Here is a 17,278-nt window from a genome sequence, read left to right as displayed (position 1 = left end):
TAAAAATGGCAAAAGAAACATTCGACCCCATCAGAGAAAACCGGGGAAGCCGAGCTGCGCTCAAAGTGCCGATGGCGAATTTCCCGAATGCAGATGAAATTGTGCGGCAAGGATTGCTAGAAGATTCTCAATCGGTAGAAACGGTTGACATTATGTTGGTCAATCCACCGTCGCCTGATGGCGGAATCTGGATTCGCAGTCAGCACCGAGTCGGTAGGCGCACGCGGGAGAATATGATTTGGCCGCAAGTATCCCTGGCGCAAATGGCGGCTTTGTTGCATCCTACTTATAAAGTTAAAGTGGTGGATGCGATCGCCGAGCGAATGAGTTGGTCTGAGTTTAGCGCATTGCTCGATCGCCACAAACCCCGCTACTATCTCACCCAGGTAACAGCGCCGACACTGGAAAACGATATGTACGGCGTGTTTCTCGCCAAAGCTCGCGGTGCGTACACAATTGCTTTCGGTACTCACGTCACGCCTATCCCTCGCGAGACGATGCGCCCTTACCCCAGTTTGGACTTTATTTTATTGGGGGAACCCGATTTAACAATCCGCGATTTGCTGGATTGTTTGGAAGGAAAGTTTGACAAGCGTCCGGCAAATATCCAAAAGCTTTTCGCCGACCACGACCCAACTTACAAACCGAGTTTAAATGAAGATGGTACGGCTAATTTGAGCGGCGTGAAAGGTTTGGTATGGCGGCGCGGCGACGAGATTGTCATGAATGGAACTCGATCGTTTATTCACAATCTCAGCGATATGCCTTTGCCAATGCACGAACTGTTGCCTTTGCAAAAATATCGAATGCCGTTGCTCAAGGGGCCATTTACATTTATTGTGACCAGCAGAGGTTGTCCGGCGGCTTGCACTTACTGTATTAAGCACGTTAGCTATCAGTTTAGCGCCAGAGTGCGATCGCCAGAAAATATCATGCAAGAGTTGTGGAAGCTCAAAAATTTGGGCATCAACAACATTCATATGTACGCCGACTTGTTCACAGTCAATCGCGACCAAGTTGTCGGTCTTTGCCAGCTGATGATCGAGCAAAAAATCAACATAAAATGGACTTGCAACAGCCGCGTTGATTATGTGGATGAAGAAATGCTCGCTCTCATGGGGAAAGCTGGCTGCTGGTTAATTTCTTGGGGGATTGAAAGCGGCAACGAACAAATTTTGAAACACGCACGCAAGGGAGTTTATCCAGAAAAAGCAGCGAATTCTTTGCGGGCGGCGAAGAAAGCTGGTATCAAAAATTGGGGTTATTTCATCATCGGTTTGCCCGGTGAAACAGAAACTACAATCCGCGAAACAATAGAATTTGCCAAGAAACTGCCCTTGGATATCGCGCTCTTCCACGTTGCAGCTCCTTATCCCGGCACACCATTCTTCTTTGAAGTAGTCAAAAATGGTTGGTTCCGTGCGGGAACTCGCTGGGAACAAGTCGATATGGACAAAGGCACTGTCCTCGACTATCCAGATTTGCCAGCCGAACGTTTGCTGTACTGGCAAAAACGTGCCTTCCGCGAATGGGCGTTTCGTCCCGGCCCGATTATGACTTATTTGAAGATGCTGATGTCGGACACATCAACGCTTAGCTCAGCTGTTAACGTAGGTTTGCAGCATCTTAACTGGTCATCCAGTGAGTCAGAGTCGAAAGAGCGTTTTGCGATCGCCAGAGCATCAAAAGCTTAAACGGTCAACTAATGGCTACACAAATTTGTGTAGCCCCGATTCATCCCCAAGCTGGACTTGCGATACCATTTGGCCATAAACTTGTAAGGTTTGGATTGATTCAGATTCTGTCACATCCAGAATTTATTCAATCTAAAATATGAAACCTCTACTCTCCAATGGTATGAACTGGCAAGAAGTTTGTTTGCTACTAGCAACAGTTTTATTCGGTGCAACAGGACAATTTTTTCTGAAAACAGGAGCATTAAAGTTAGGCAAAGTCAACAGCACCAATTTTGTCAGACACATTTTGCAAATTATTACTGTTCCAGAATTGATCTACGGCTTGATTTGCTACGGATTGGGGACACTCGGTTACATCTTTCTTTTGACTCGCATCGAGCTTAGCATTGTTGGCCCCTCTGTAGCCTTGAGTTACGTTTTTTCCGTTTTACTCGGTCGCTTCTTCTTTAGGGAACCTGTGCCGCTGAGTCGTTTAATTGGGTTAGGTTTAATTGTCAGCGGCGTTATTTTAGTGGTTTGGAGAAAGTAAATAGTAATAGGAATTAAAATGACAAACAATGAACCAAAAAAAAATACTAAAACAACCAAAATATGGCCTTAAACTTGCACTTTTAATTAAGGCGCAAGCAGCAAAAAAATTACTTTTTATTATATTGAAAGGCTCGAAAAATAAGTTGATTAATGAATGGTCATGAAAAGTTGAATTTATGTTGAACTAATTTAAATTTCAATTGTCAAAATAGATCCCCCAACTTCGTGACTTAATCAATAAAATTAAAAGTCTTCAATTAGGAAAATAACAAGCAGTTATTAAGCAGCCAAATCACTCAAATTATCTAGTTTTTGAGGAGCAATAAACTATGCAACCAAAATATTCTTTGATCGTTCCCATATACAACGAAGAAGCAACAATTCCTGAAATGTACCGTCGGGTTGCTGCTATTATGAGTCGGCTAGACGATGCAGTTGAATTAATTTTAATCAACGACGGTAGTCGCGATCGCTCTCTACAGATGATCCGAGATCTTCATCAGCAAGACGAGCGGGTTTGCTACCTCAGCTTCGCTCGCAACTTCGGTCATCAAATGGCGGTAACAGCCGGTCTAAATTTTGCGCGGGGTCAAGTTATCGTCATCCTTGACGCCGATTTGCAAGACCCGCCAGAACTAATCCCAGACATGATCGAAAAGTGGCGTCAGGGTTATCAAGTAGTCTACGCTCAGCGAACTCAACGCCGTCGAGAAAATTGGTTCAAGCGCTTCACCGCCTACGCATTTTATCGCCTCCTCAAACATCTCGCTGATGTCGATATTCCCACAGATACGGGTGATTTTTGTTTGCTCGATCGGCAAGTAGTTGATGTACTCAATGCTATGCCAGAACGAAACCGCTATATCCGAGGACTGCGATCGTGGGTTGGTTTTCAACAAACAGCTATTCGCTTTGAGCGCGATCCGCGCTTTGCTGGAGAAGTCAAATATACTTTCCATAAATCACTTGCCTTAGCAGTGAATGGTTTAGTATCCTTCTCAAAAGTACCGCTACGACTCTCAACTTATGTCGGATTACTATCTGCTTTAATGGCAATAGTAATGGCTTTTTTAGTTCTATATTGGCGATTTTTTGAGCCTAATTCACCCTTAACTGGATTTGCATCTATCACAGTAGCAATTTTTTTCTTGGGCGCAGTACAACTTGTTAGTATCGGCATTTTAGGAGAGTATATTGGCCGCATTTATGAAGAAGTTAAAGGCAGACCCCTATACACCATGTCAGAAATTGGTGGTTTTCACGAAAAACCGCCAAGCGAAGTTAAAAAAGCAATTGCCTTCCTAAAATGAGTCAGAAACTATGAAAAAGCAATCAAATAATAAGCGGTTTCATGATTCATTGCGAATATTGATTATTATCCTGTTGATAATAGGAGTATTCTTTCGATTCGTCAATCTCGATCGGAAAGTCTACTGGGACGATGAAACCACAACTTCCTTGCGTATTTCTGGATACACAACAGCAGACTTGTCGGCACAAGTCTTTAATGGTCGCGTAATTAGTATTGAAGATTTGCAGAAGTATCAGCGTCCCAATCCTGAAAAAGGTTTAAGCGACGCCATTAAATCTCTCGCAGTAGAAGACCCTCACCATCCGCCACTCTATTACATAATGGTAAGATTTTGGGTGCAATGGTTTGGTAGTTCGGTAGCAGTCACGAGAAGCTTGTCTGCTTTGATTAGCTTGCTTGTTTTTCCTTGCATTTATTGGCTGTGTCTAGAATTATTTGAATCGCCACTGGTAGGATGGATGGCTATTTTACTGATTGCAGTATCCCCATTCCATGTGCTGTATGCCCAAGAAGCGCGGGAGTATAGTTTGTGGACGGCGACAATCTTGCTATCCAGTGCGGCATTATTGCGAGCAATCCGCGTTTCTCAGCAGAATAATGGAAAAGGAGCAAAGCTCAGTTGGGCAATTTATGCAGTAGCTTTGGTGTTAGCGCTGTATTCCGGTTTGTTTTCTGCTTTTGTCTTAATTGCACATGGAATTTATGTAGTTGCTAACGAGCGTTTCCGTTTAAATAAGACAGTAATAGCCTTTTTAATCGCCTCTGTATTTGGATTAATAGGTTTTGTTCCTTGGTTGATAGTTATCATTAATAGTTCGTCTAATCTGCGTGAAGGAACTGAATGGCTAACCCAAAGATTAGACTTTTTAAGTTTAGTGTTAAAGTGGAATCATCACATTGTCCGAATTTTCATCGATTTCAACTTAGACAATTTAGATTTATATTTAGCCATTCCTATTTTAATATTGGTAGGATACTCAATTTATTTTCTTTGCCGTAATACCCCAAGCAAAGTTTGGTTGTTTGTCTTAACATCGATCGCACTACCAGCCCTAGCTTTAATTCTGCCAGATTTAATTTTGGGAGGGCGGCGGTCAGCCGTCGAGCGTTATCTCATCCCTTGTTACCTGGGTATTCACCTAGCTGTTGCTTTCCTACTCGCTACTAAAATTACCTCTTTCTCTGCCAAAATCCAGCGACAGAAGCTGTGGCAACTTGTTGCGATCGTGCTAATATCTACTGGTGTCTTCTCTTGTGCAGTCAGTTCTCAGGCAGACGTTTGGTGGAACAAAGGCCCTGCTACTATCTATCTAAAAATAGTTCCCATCGTTAATCAAGCTACAAAGCCACTTTTGATCGGCAATATCTACGAACTACTTCCAGGTAGGCACTTAGCTCTTAGTTATCTCCTCGATCCCAAAGTACAGCTTCTCTTTGTGACCAAAAAAAACATACCTAAAATTAAGATTCCCGATGGTTTTAGCGATGTATTCTTATTAGATCCTTTTCGGGAATTAAAAGAAAGAATCGAAAAAATAGAAAAGCGTAAACTAGAGCCTGCTTACACAGGACAAACAAAAGCTTGGCTCTGGCGTGTACTTAAATAAGATTATTTTAGCACGTCTAAACTATTCTTATCTTAGAAAGGTTTCAAACAGTGATGCAGAAAATCAGATCCTTAATTTATTCCCTCAGTCAAGGCAATCCAAAAGTCTTCGGCGTAATTCTTATATCAGCATTTTTTGTCACTCTCGCGAGAATTTTAGCCCCCATCGAAATGAATTGGGATGAAGCCGTACAATTAGAAGCGGCACATCGGCTAGTCAAAGGATTAGGATTAACCAGCACATTTTTCCCCCCTCCCTATGCCCCAGTTCAAATTCCTTCTAATCTAAATCAGGCGGCAATTCCCCAATATTTAACTTGGTGGCCACCCGGATTTTCCCTATTGGTTGCTAGCTTACTTTTTATAGGGATACCACTCGCTACATCGCTCAAAATTATTTACGGTATCTCAACTATTTTGGGATGGTTTGCTTGGGGAATTATCGCCAGTAATTGCCTCGCAAAACCCATCAAAATTGGCTCAAAAATTTTGCACGTTCAGTTGTTTATTGCTGGTATATTGCCAATTTTTTATACGCCTGCATGGAATGGTACAGATTTATTTCTGTGGGCAGGATTACCTTTCGTAGTGCTTTTCCTTTTCAAGTCAGCCAATCAAAAACCCTTGTTCTACGTTGCTGTCGCTGGCTCGATCTTCGGTGCTTTAGTTTTTATTCGTTACTCAAGCCTTTTTATTGCGATCGCAGCGTTCTTTATCCTACTCCTACTTAACTATCCTCGTCTACTAGCGTTCATCAAAACTTACTCTATTTTTCTAGGTTCCTCACTCTTTTTTATCCTACCCCTAGCTATCTACAACAAATTGGCAGGCTCGAATAAACCGACAATTTCACTCTATAATAATCCCACCGATTTATCGACTATCCCTGGATTACCAGAATTTGTCAATTTCAAGGGCAGTTTTGCAGGTCTTTCTAGTACTATTATCAACATATTAAAATCTGCATCGACTATTTCGCAATTATCGGGACTTCCTATCCAACCTTTAATTAACTCCTGGCAATCCCATCGGGCAATTATCTTGATATTTGGCACTTTTTGCCTAATACTTGTTTTTTTACTACCTTGGCTAGTTTTCAGGAAAAATCAACAAACCCCCCTCGCAGAAAGACAAAGGGATATTTCTCTTTCCCTATCTTTAGTACCAGTTTCTCTCGTCATCCTTTTATTAGCCAGTAATTTTGCCCAGGATTACGATTTTATCGGTACTCCTAGATACTACATTCCCGTATTTCTGCCTACTATATTTATCGCTTACGAACTCGCAACTAAGCAACCTAAAAATGCCGATCGCTTAATCAAAACCGGATTTTTAATATTTATTAGTATCTTTCTAGCTTATAACCTAATCTATAGACCATTCTTCATACCGGGAAGGAGATTTCAATTGGCAAAAACAATTTTAGGCAGTTACTTAATGTATAGATATGATTATCAATATCCCAGTAACAAAGTAATTACACTTTACGACGATACATCCGCAGCATTAAGAAAATTACAAGCTGAAAATCCTAAAGCACTATTTTTTGTGCAAGACTACGTTTTTTATGTATATGACGGTCACGAAGGATTGAGAACTATACCCGTTAGCGACTTCTGGAAACGAGCTTATGTCGAAAAATCAGTAAAAATATTTTGGGCGATCGGTCACCCGAAATGCCCTGCAATTTGTCCGGCTCTTTCTCCTCAACCCATCAAACAGCTATCATCTCAGCCTAATCTTAAAACCGTCTATAAATCTGCTCAAGAAAAAACCAAAATATTAGTTTCGGATTTACCTAATGGCTACAAATTTTAACCATTTAAGAAATCGTTAGGCTTTAATTTTGTTTTTGTATACCCAGTTGCAACCTAGTTCAAACAACCCACCAAACAAACAACTAAGGGCACTAACTAGGCAAAAACGCAGCCAGTAGGAAGGAACTTTGGCCAATAAAATCCAAAAAGCTATATAAGTATTGCTGTGGGTAAGATAAATTCCATACGAGTAGTCTCCAATTATATTCAACCATTTTTTGAACGGTAAGAAGCTTAAAATCTGAAAAATAAAGCAAAATTCGCCCACTCCAATTAGCTGATCGGAAGCAATTCTCAGCACCATCCAACCTTCCGCAGAAGTCCAGTAAAAAGCAACACCGATCGCCCAAATTAACCCAGTCAACCATATCCAACGGGATGACAGCAATAAATTTTTGCTCCAGTTCAAACAAGGTTCTACTGTGGAAATTCTCGGTTCTAGTAGTGCGATCGCTAAAATCATACCGAAAGCAAACTCAAACACGCGGGGTACAAAAATCGCCCCTCTAATTAATACATCAGTTGCCATCTCCTCCAGGGGAAGAGCAACAATCGTTGCTCGATATACCAAAGTAACCAGCAGTGTTCCAGCTAGTAAAATTGACCATCCCCACCGTTTACCTACCCAAATTAGCACGGGAAAAACTAAGTACAACTGAACTGCCAGACCAATGTACCACCAAGCACCATTCAGAAAATAGTAATATTCAAACAAAAAATTCCGCAGCGTTGTGAGACTGGCGATGAGAGCGACTCCTACTTTAATTGCACCCCAGTTAGATATATTACCAGTTCCAAACGGCACCCACCTTGGTTCAATCCACAATAACAGCAAAGCCAAAGCATGAGCTAGCCAGTATAATGGGAAAATTCTCGCCAATCTGTGTTTCCAAAAATTTCCGCTCGAAAACTCTCTATCCTGTTGCGCCTCAGATCCATACTTTCGCCACCAAGACGCCGTTAATCCAAATCCACTGGCTATGATAAAAAGATGAACTCCTTGCTGTCCCAGAAGACAAAAAAAGTACAGTATACTGTTAACTATGCTCCCAAAGCTAGAAGCATTCGTTTGTGTAATGATTTCAGGAAAACTAAAAAAGCCTTTGCTATATCCCCAAAGATGGTAAATTAATACCATCAATATTCCTAGCCCTTTGATAGCAGGCAGTATTTGACTGAGACGATGATATTCTTGAGAAACTGTTTGCATAATAATAAATAAACATTGGCGCTAGGAAACAGCAGCAGCTCACATCAAAAATTAAACCTTTAAAATTCTCAAATGCTAAACCCTAACAAAATAACTTTTTATAATATACTGGATCGCGCTCTCGCTGGCTATGATATTTCCGCCGAAGAGGGAGTGCTACTTTTAACCCAGACCGCTCCGGAAGCGATCGCAGCTATTCGTTCCACAGCCGATCGCCTGCGCCAAAAGCAAGCTGGCGATACCGTCACCTATGTTATCAACCGAAACATCAACTTTACCAATATTTGCGAGCAACACTGTAGTTTCTGCGCTTTCCGCCGCGATGAAGGCGAAGAAGGCTCTTTTTGGTTAGATATTGCCCAAATTCTTGAAAAAACTACAGATGCCGTCCAACGGGGTGCAACAGAAATTTGTATGCAGGGGGGACTCAATCCCAAAGCTAAACTTAACAGTAGTTCCCTCGCTTATTACCTGCGGATAGTTAAAAGCATTAAAAACGAATTTCCGCAACTCCATTTGCACGCATTTTCTCCCCAAGAAGTGCAATTTATCGCCAGAGAAGATGGTTTGACCTACGCAGCGGTAATTGCCCAGCTCGCAGATGCGGGAGTTGATTCCATGCCTGGAACGGCAGCAGAAGTTCTAGATGATGAAGTGCGGCGCATCCTCTGTCCGGAAAAAATCAACACCGCCACTTGGTTGGAAATTGTTAGCACAGCTCACAGTATGGGGTTGCCCACAACCAGTACAATGCTTTCCGGTCACATAGAAACACCCGCACAGCAAATACAACACTTGAGTTTATTGCGAAGTCTGCAACAAACAGCCCTAGAACGAGGTTATCCGACGAGAATCACGGAATTCATTCTGCTGCCTTTCGTGGGGCAAGAAGCACCCAAACCCTTACGGAAGCGCGTAGGACGGGATCAACCCATTTTAGCAGACGCCCTTTTGCTCACAGCTTTTGCGCGTATTTTCCTGGGTAATTGGATCGGCAACCATCAGCCTAGCTGGGTTAAACTCGGTCTTGCCGGTGCTACAGAAGCTTTGACTTGGGGCTGCAATGACATCGGCGGTACTCTGATGGAGGAGCATATTACTACAATGGCTGGGGCGAAAGGCGGTACTTGTATGGAAGTGCAAACTTTGCAAGCTGCGATCGATTCCTTGGGGCGTCCTTATCAACAACGAGATACCCTGTATAACAAATTGCTAGCTGCTACTTGTTAATTGTTCATTGCTAATTGTTCATTCTTCATGGCCATGAACCATGAACTGCGAACCATGAACTGTGAACCATGAACTGCGAACCATGAGCATGATTAAACGAAAAAAACCGTCCCTTTTACTAACTTTGGGAACTACCAGCGTGCTAATCGGTGGTGGTGCAACCGCCTATTGGCTACTGAGTCACACACAGTCTTCATCGGTCAGCTTGCCGGTGGGGGCTAACTTAGTTCCTCAAGATGCCGTAGTGGTATTGTCTGTATCCGCTCTTCCAGAACAATGGCAGCAATTGCGGCAGTTTGGTACAAAGGAAACGCAAGCGGCTTTCGATCGCACTTTCGCTAACTTGCGCGATCGCTTTCTCTCTCCGAACGGCTACGATTACCAACAAGATATTCAACCTTGGGCAGGCAAAGAAGTCACTTTTGCCTTTTTGTCAGAACAAACAAAATCTCCACAAGGCAAACTCACTCAAAATTCTTCAAAACCAGAACAACCTAAGCAGTCAGTTGTCATGATTTTGCCGCTCGATAAACCAGCCCAGGCGCAGCAACTCTTGGAAAGACCGAATAGTCCTCTCAAACAAGCGAACTGGGTCGATCGCACTTACAAGGGCGTTCAAATTAAGGAGATCGCAGACAATAATACCGATAATTTTTCAGCGGCAGTACTAGAAGGGCGATTTTTAGCGATCGCCACAGATCCCAAAACCACAAATAAAGTGATCGATACCTACCTCAGCGGTGCTTCTTTAATCAAAACTCCGGGTTACATCCAAGCATTGCAGCAAATACAAGCCGATCGACCTTTTGCCAAATTGTATGTCAATATCCCATTAGCAGCAACCGTATTAAAAAATTTTCAGCAGCAAGTTCCTCCGCAAGGATTATCTCAACTCCAGCAACAGCAGGGCTTAGCAACTACAATTACGCTCGACTCAGAAGGGCTGCGCTTTAAAAGTATTTCTTGGCTGAATCCGAATAGTAAGAAAAAATATACTGTCAAAAATGAAGCAGGCATCATGCCCAAACGCCTGCCCGCAGATACTTTGATGATGATGTCTGGCGGCAATTTAAAACTGCTTTGGCAGGAGTACGTTCAAGGGGCAGAGTCAAATCCCATTTCACCTTTCAAACCTCAAGAGTTACGAAATTTAGTGAAAGAATTCGCTAATTTAGATTTGGATCGGGAATTAGTACCCTGGATGGACGGTGAATTTTCATTTTCCTTTATTCCCTTTCCTCAACAATCCAAAGAAGATTCGCCATATCCTAACTCAGGTGCGGGAGTCGTATTTATGGTAAAAGCAAAAGATCGTCGCTTAGCTGAAAAGTCCTTAGAAAAGTTCGACCTCGCGATCGCCAATAAATACAAATTAAAGGTAGAAGAAACAAAAATTGCCAATCAACGAGTAGTTAATTTTACTTCGCCATCCTTGGGATCGAAAATCAGCCACGGTTGGTTAGATGGCGATGTCGCTTTTTTGGTATTGGGAGCCAACATTGCCGATGCGATCGTCCCCCAACCCAAGGCAAAGTTAGCAGATAGCGCATCGTTCCAAAATATAGTTCCCTCAGAACTTAAACCTAACAACGGTCAGTTTTTCTTGGATATCGATCGCTTGGGTATTGACTTAACAGCTAGCTTCTTAACTTCTTTGTTTCGACGCTCCCAAGATCCCAACACCCAAAGAATACTCAGAAATCACCTCGTCCCCATTCGCGCCATTGGTATCACCACTGCTGTCAGCGATCCTCGCAGCACACGCTTTGACATTTTTGTCAAACTAAAAAAGGTTGAGGAAAGTAGGGACTAGGGGTTAGGGGTTAGGGGCTAGGGGTTAGGGAAATAAAGACTGTACTATACAAAATTGAGTCATCAAAAGGATTGGGGAGAACACAGGAACTTATGGATTTGGTTGTACTCCAGAATTGGCTGGATAATGCCAGCTTTGCGGTGCTATTCGTCACGATGCTGATTTATTGGGGAGGCGCTGCTTTTCCTGGCATCCCGTATCTACCAGCCTTGGGAACATCTGGGATGGCGATCGCAAATATGTGCATTGCTTGTTTGTTAGGCGCACGCTGGTGGGAAGCGGGTTACTTTCCCCTCAGTAATTTGTATGAATCTCTCTTTTTCCTCACTTGGGGAATTACCGCCATCCATTTAATTGCGGAAAATATGAGCCGCAGTCGTTTGGTGGGGGTGGCTACAGCACCGGTGGCAATGGGGATTACGGCTTTTGCTACCATGACCCTGCCAGCACCAATGCAGTCGGCAGAACCCCTCGTACCCGCCCTCAAGTCCAATTGGCTGATGATGCACGTCAGCGTTATGATGCTCAGCTATGCGGCTTTGATGGTGGGGTCGCTGCTGGCGATCGCATTTCTCGTCGTCACTCGCGGACAAAATATCGAACTGCGGGGTAGTTCGATCGGTACGGGAAGCTTTCGCAGCGCAAACTACCAGTTGCGCCGTTCCGGTGTCGAGGTTGTTCGCGAAACATCTCCACAATCAGCTACTCCCCTGTTTATCGCACGCGCTGACGCGGGGGTTGACCTTAACGGTAGTGCTAAAACAGCTGTTCTCAACAAAGTAGAAACCAAACCGACACAGAAAGTCGATCGAGCCGAACCGCTCTCACCCCAGCGCCTCAGCTTAGTCGAAACCCTCGATAACATCAGCTATCGCGTCATTGGATTGGGATTTCCTCTGCTCACAATTGGCATTATTGCCGGTGCTGTCTGGGCAAACGAAGCCTGGGGTTCTTACTGGAGCTGGGACCCTAAAGAAACTTGGGCCTTAATCACTTGGCTGGTATTTGCCGCCTATCTCCACGCCCGCATCACTCGCGGTTGGCAAGGTAGACGTCCGGCAATTTTGGCTGCGACCGGTTTTGCAGTCGTCTGGGTTTGCTATCTCGGTGTCAATCTGTTGGGCAAAGGATTACACAGCTACGGTTGGTTCTTTTGAATCACTCCCTAGAATTAATGGCGATCGGCTTTATTCTCGTTCCCAGATTCAACCTGGGAACGAAATCCTGGATGCAAGATGTGAGTTTAGTTACAAGCGGTCAGCTTTTCATTCCAGCTTGACCGCTTACTTTTTGCAAACTTATGGAAAATCTGGCTCACAGATACAGTATTTTAAGTATTAACAAGCTATCCTAATAGCGCCTAACCAATCAAAACAAACTCATGATTACAGTTTTGCTGGTCGATGACAGTCCCACCGTTCGTTCAATGGTTTCCGATTTGCTCAGAAGCAAAGGTTTACAAGTTGTCGAGGCGTGTGACGGCATCGAGGCAATCGAAAAAATACAGGCTAAGTGTCCGGATTTAGTGATCACCGATATCGTTATGCCCCGTATGAATGGCTACGAACTCTGCCGTTGGGTGAAAACTAACTTAAAAGAACGTAACATACCTGTGCTAATGTGTACCAGTAAGAGCGAACAATTCGATCATTATTGGGGTCTCAAGCAAGGTGCAGATGCTTATATAACTAAACCTTTTCAACCAGCAGATCTGATTCAAACTATCAAAAAACTCTTGAAAAAAGTACCTAACCAATAGAAAATCGAGTTGAATGCAATAAAATTAGAAATGTAATTCTGAATGTCTGAGTGTAATTAGGCATAGTTAAATTTTATTATTGTTCATTGTTCGTTACGAATAACCACTAACAAATGGTGAAAATACAATAATTATTCGCTCAAAACTTGGTAAATTTTGACTGGCTGTTCTCGTCCTTTTAGTTGCACGCTACCTATAAATTGAGTGGGAAATATACCCTGGATATATCCATAGGTTTCTTCGTCGATCAAAATCCGACAAATACCCCCATCGATCGACTTATCGTAACTTTCCAATCTAGCCGCTACATTCACGCTGTCTCCGATAGTTGTATAGTTTAGCCGTTTGTAACTGCCCAAACTACCCGCGACGACTGTGCCGGTAGCAATTCCCACTCGCATCGATACTGTTGGGCGTTTTTGCGCTTGCCATTGCTGATTGAGCGATCGCACTTTTGTCGCCATATCCAAAGCGCAAGATACAGCTGAGATCGCTTCTTTCGCGATCGCTTCTGGTGTGGTACTGGGAATGGGGACGCCAAACACCGCCATAATCGCATCACCAATAAATTTATCGATTACCCCATCGCGATCGAGAATAATCTGAGACATCGCACTCATGTATTCATTCAGCCAAGACATCAGAGTTTCTGGATCTGTTCGTTCGCTAATACCCGTAAAGCCTTTCAAATCGGTAAATAGCACAGTTGCCGTCATTTTTTGGCCCATCAGCTGCCCTTCTTTCAGCAATTGGTGACGATCTCGCCAAACAGCTTGGGCAATTTTTGGTGTAACGTGCTGACCCAACAAATTCATAATAGCTTGTCGGTCTTGTCGTTCCAAATAAGCAATGTATACTGCGATCGTAACCCCAGATCCAAATAAGGCTAGCAGTGGAGGTATAACAGGTATCCACCACCCTCCTAGAAAAGCAACATAACAGCTTGCAGTTAGAATACTCCCAGCCAAGAAAATGCTGGCAACTTTCCATCTTATACGTAGAAACACCCAGCCTAATGTTGCCCCCACAAATGACCAAAAGACAATCCACATCGCCTCTACAGAATCTTCCCAAACTTGAATTAAGGGTCGCCCATCTATTGCTGCACTTATGATTTGGCTGACGAGATCGGCATGAATTTCGACACCAGTTCGTGCGGTTAGATAACTGTTACTGTAGGGAGAAAAGAAGCGATCCTTGAGGCTTTCTGCGCTGGCACCGATCAAGACAATGCGCGATCGCATAAAATCGGGCGGTATCCGATCCTCCAACACTTCCGTCATCGACACAGTAGGAAAAACATGACATTGTTTTTGTAAACTCAATCTACAGTGATGACTGCGATAATTAAATAATATTTGATAGCCACCTGTATCGGCTCCCACATAACCGCCCTCATTTCCCCTCAACGGTACAAATACAGCTTTACCCAGATCGATTTTGGCCTTATTAGCATCAATAACTTGTAGCTTAATTCCTTCTGCCTTTAGATAAATTAAAGCTAATTGCGCTGAAAAACTATATATAGTTTTGCTATGCTTGGGTTTTACAGACAGCAAAGCTCTACGGACTTTGCCATCTTCATCTAACAACATATTAGAAGCACCAACTTGGCCTAGTTTATCCAAAATTGGCGGTGGCGCAAGAGACTCACCATACGCATCTTTAACTACTTTTTGAATTCCGATTAAATTGGGTGTAGTTTTAAAAACTTTAACCAGTTCTTCGTGACCGGGTTCTACCCGCAAATCTCGATAAATATCCAAACCAATTGCTCTAGGTTTTTGCTGTTTTATCTTATTCAGCAATTCAGCTAAAACGCGATCGGAGATTGGCCACTGACCTGCTTTTCTGATATCAGATTCATTAATTTCTACAAGTGCAATGCGCGAATCTGTAGGCTCAGGAGGACGCCAGCGAAAAAAGCGATCGTAAGCAGTCAATTCTAATAGCTGTAAAAATCCTCCCCAACGCAAGACAATTAGAAATATTGCCACACTTGGCGATGTAATTAGTACTCCCCGCCATTCAGAAAAAACTTGCTGACAATTTTTCCACATTTCGGTTCGCGGTCAACACTTATTGATTGGTAGTAGAATTCAATTCCTGTGGTTTACAACATTCCACTAGCGGTTCTTCAGCGATATCCGTGAGTTTTACCGACTCTGATTTTAGCAATTCTTCCCACATAATTTTTAACGATGAATTTTCCGGTTGAGAACGCCTGAGTTCAGCTAAAGTTATTAAAGTTTCTGGCCAAATGCCGTTTTTTGCATACAAAGCCGCACGCTCTATAGGCTTGGCATTTTCCAGTTGTTTGGCTAGATTTGGACTAATTTCAGTGCGCTCGATCGTCGCAAATCTCACCAAATCGCCCGAGCGATCTTCAGAATTGCAAATTAGAGCGAATGACCACTGGTAATTCTTGCCAATTTCTAACTTATTTGCATGATCGGGTAGTGTGAAACTCGCAATACCGGGAATACCTGTGAGAGGAAAAATTTTCTGGTAAATCACTTGAGTTTCGTCTGGATTTATTTTCTCTTTAATGACAAGCTCTCCCGACTGTGCGGAAGTTGACGGTACATAAACAAAAAATGTGGGATGTTCTGCAATTGTTCGTACTTGACTGCTGGCAGGGATTAAAAGAGTTAGAGTTGGATCGGGTGAGTTTTCGCTCTGTTTGCATTTGCCGCGAGTTCCCCCCGGTGCGCTTTGTTTCGGTTCTCCAGGTGCGTCAGGAGGAGGCTCGAAATCGATCCGAATTACTTCGTCTATAGCTTCGCGAGATGTGGCTTGTTTAGCCAATGCAGGTGCTTGTAATTGCGTTACAAAGCGAAGTAAAACAGCCGCTCCTAAACAGACAGCCACAAAAAATAATAACTGGTTAAAACTAAAATTTTTCATATTTACGAACAAGTAATTTACCAAGGACTACCAATCATTGTAAAAGCTGCCGAGTAATATGGATGGGAGTGCCGTCGTTTGGTGGTATAATCGGCTGTGCTGTGACGGCTGGAATGAAGCCGATCGCACCCGCAATACCCGCGCTCGCCGAAACAACACAAAACCCACGATTCCCGGTAGATGCCATGCCCCAATCTCTCCCCTATGGCAGATGAAAATATTACCTAATTTTTTCGCTAATATCTGTCTTAACACAGTTATTGAGGAGTTTTAATCATTCGATACATTTTCCTCATCTATGCAAAATTACTTATTTCTTTAGGGTGATGCTAAAAAGCTCCTCTTGGTCATCTCTCCACGCCCAGCTACATATCACTTTGCGACAACGGCAATTGTTGCCTCGTTCTCAACGTTTATTAGTGGCAGTATCCGGCGGACAAGATTCGCTTTGTTTGGCTAAATTATTATTAGATTTACAGTTAAAATGGAATTGGCATTTAGGAATTGCCCATTGCGATCATCGTTGGCGATCGGACTCGGAAGCTAATGCTAACCATGTCGAAGCATTAGCGAAAATTTGGCAATTACCTTTCTACAAACAAACAGCCGATCGACTATTGAACAGCGAAGCCGCAGCGCGAGAATGGCGTTACCGAGCTTTAAGTGCGATCGCCGAACAAAACGACTTCCACTACATCGTCACAGGTCACACAGCGAGCGATCGGGCCGAAACTCTCCTTTACAACCTCATTCGCGGTAGCGGTGCAGATGGCCTGCAAAGCCTCACCTGGCAACGTCCTCTCACCGACTATTTGCAGCTAGTGCGTCCCCTCCTCCAATTCACCCGCGCCCAAACTGGTCAATTTTGTCAGGAAATGCAACTTCCCATCTGGGAAGATTCCACCAATCAAGATTTGAAATATGCCCGCAATCGCATTCGGCATAACATCATACCATACTTGCAGCAAAACTTCAATCCCCAAGTCGAACAAGCCCTAGCCCAAACAGCCGAACTTTTACAAGCAGAAGTCGAATATCTAGAAGATGCGGCTCGTCAGTTGCTGCTTCAGGCTCTGGAGGGGGGGAGTGGGGTAGAAGATCTCGATCTCCAATCGTCAATTCCCAATTGCCTAAATCGGATCGTCTTGCGTACAGCACCCCTAGCCTTGCAACGGCGAGTTATGCGGCAATTTATACAACAAACCTTAGCGATCGCCCCCAGCTTCGACCAAGTAGAAAAGTTGACCGCTTTAATTGCCGCCCCCAACAGATCTCGCACCGATCCATTTCCTGGAGGTGCGATCGCACAAGTCGATCGCGATCGCATCTGCCTCAAAGTCAACACTAAAAACGATCTCCACCCCAAGTAAATCGGTCTTTTTGACTTTTGACTTTT

General features: G+C 43.5%; 15 protein-coding genes. 11 read left to right on the top strand and 4 right to left on the bottom strand.

The features are described from left to right. The first annotated feature begins 5 nt into the window (after positions 1–5). The 5 genes from H6G03_RS16290 to H6G03_RS16270 all read left to right on the top strand — a co-directional run bounded on the left by H6G03_RS16290 (position 6) and on the right by H6G03_RS16270 (position 6,964). Positions 6–1,694, top strand: a complete 1,689-nt coding sequence (locus H6G03_RS16290) for a B12-binding domain-containing radical SAM protein (RefSeq protein WP_190465492.1) — start codon at positions 6–8, stop codon at positions 1,692–1,694. 139 nt (positions 1,695–1,833) lie between these two features. Next, positions 1,834–2,226, top strand: coding sequence for an EamA family transporter (locus H6G03_RS16285; RefSeq protein ID WP_242060413.1), 393 nt, complete (start codon positions 1,834–1,836; stop codon positions 2,224–2,226). Between the two features lie 331 nt (positions 2,227–2,557). Beyond that, complete coding sequence (locus tag H6G03_RS16280) at positions 2,558–3,538, top strand: glycosyltransferase family 2 protein (RefSeq protein WP_190465491.1); 981 nt, start codon at positions 2,558–2,560, stop codon at positions 3,536–3,538. A gap of 10 nt (positions 3,539–3,548) precedes the next feature. Then, positions 3,549–5,147 carry a glycosyltransferase family 39 protein gene (locus H6G03_RS16275; RefSeq protein WP_190465489.1) on the top strand — a complete coding sequence of 533 codons (1,599 nt, stop codon included), beginning with the start codon at positions 3,549–3,551 and terminating at the stop codon, positions 5,145–5,147. Positions 5,148–5,200: 53 nt separating this feature from the next. Further along, entirely contained in the window at positions 5,201–6,964 is a 1,764-nt protein-coding gene (locus H6G03_RS16270) for a hypothetical protein (protein WP_190465488.1), read from the top strand. Between the two features lie 15 nt (positions 6,965–6,979). Here the strand turns inward: H6G03_RS16270 and H6G03_RS16265 are convergent, their stop codons facing one another. Further along, a complete protein-coding gene (locus tag H6G03_RS16265) occupies positions 6,980–8,173 on the bottom strand; it encodes an acyltransferase family protein (protein WP_190465486.1) in 1,194 nt (397 codons plus the stop codon). 72 nt (positions 8,174–8,245) lie between these two features. Here H6G03_RS16265 and cofH point away from each other — a divergent pair, with 72 nt between their 5' ends. The 5 genes from cofH to H6G03_RS16245 all read left to right on the top strand — a co-directional run bounded on the left by cofH (position 8,246) and on the right by H6G03_RS16245 (position 12,975). Continuing rightward, the gene (gene cofH, locus H6G03_RS16260) at positions 8,246–9,403 is read left to right on the top strand and encodes a 7,8-didemethyl-8-hydroxy-5-deazariboflavin synthase subunit CofH (RefSeq protein ID WP_190465484.1); all 1,158 of its coding nucleotides are present in this window, start codon (positions 8,246–8,248) and stop codon (positions 9,401–9,403) included. Between the two features lie 82 nt (positions 9,404–9,485). Next, positions 9,486–11,216 (top strand): DUF3352 domain-containing protein, encoded by a 1,731-nt coding sequence (locus tag H6G03_RS16255; protein ID WP_190465482.1) that lies wholly within the window; start codon positions 9,486–9,488, stop codon positions 11,214–11,216. A 92-nt stretch (positions 11,217–11,308) separates the two neighbouring features. Beyond that, positions 11,309–12,373, top strand: coding sequence for a c-type cytochrome biogenesis protein CcsB (gene ccsB / locus H6G03_RS16250; protein ID WP_190465480.1), 1,065 nt, complete (start codon positions 11,309–11,311; stop codon positions 12,371–12,373). Further along, entirely contained in the window at positions 12,370–12,495 is a 126-nt protein-coding gene (locus H6G03_RS38835) for a hypothetical protein (RefSeq protein WP_255512236.1), read from the top strand. The genes ccsB and H6G03_RS38835 overlap by 4 nt, the downstream gene beginning before the upstream one ends. A gap of 102 nt (positions 12,496–12,597) precedes the next feature. Continuing rightward, complete coding sequence (locus tag H6G03_RS16245) at positions 12,598–12,975, top strand: response regulator (protein ID WP_190465478.1); 378 nt, start codon at positions 12,598–12,600, stop codon at positions 12,973–12,975. A 131-nt stretch (positions 12,976–13,106) separates the two neighbouring features. Here H6G03_RS16245 and H6G03_RS16240 read toward each other — a convergent pair whose 3' ends face one another. From H6G03_RS16240 to H6G03_RS16230, 3 genes are read right to left on the bottom strand one after another with little or no spacing between them, the layout of a single operon-like run. Further along, positions 13,107–15,035, bottom strand: a complete 1,929-nt coding sequence (locus H6G03_RS16240) for a CHASE2 domain-containing protein (protein WP_190465476.1) — start codon at positions 15,033–15,035, stop codon at positions 13,107–13,109. 19 nt (positions 15,036–15,054) lie between these two features. Next, the gene (locus tag H6G03_RS16235; protein ID WP_190465474.1) at positions 15,055–15,882 is read right to left on the bottom strand and encodes a DUF928 domain-containing protein; all 828 of its coding nucleotides are present in this window, start codon (positions 15,880–15,882) and stop codon (positions 15,055–15,057) included. Positions 15,883–15,916: 34 nt separating this feature from the next. Further along, positions 15,917–16,069, bottom strand: coding sequence for a hypothetical protein (locus H6G03_RS16230; RefSeq protein ID WP_190465472.1), 153 nt, complete (start codon positions 16,067–16,069; stop codon positions 15,917–15,919). Between the two features lie 139 nt (positions 16,070–16,208). Here H6G03_RS16230 and tilS point away from each other — a divergent pair, with 139 nt between their 5' ends. Beyond that, the gene (gene tilS, locus H6G03_RS16225; RefSeq protein WP_190465471.1) at positions 16,209–17,252 is read left to right on the top strand and encodes a tRNA lysidine(34) synthetase TilS; all 1,044 of its coding nucleotides are present in this window, start codon (positions 16,209–16,211) and stop codon (positions 17,250–17,252) included. Positions 17,253–17,278: the final 26 nt, after the last annotated feature.

The organism is Aerosakkonema funiforme FACHB-1375, from assembly GCF_014696265.1.
Classification (GTDB): Bacteria; Cyanobacteriota; Cyanobacteriia; order Cyanobacteriales; family Aerosakkonemataceae; genus Aerosakkonema; species Aerosakkonema funiforme_A.
Note: the sequence above shows the minus strand (reverse complement) of the source record. Positions and strands in the feature narration are given on the sequence as shown.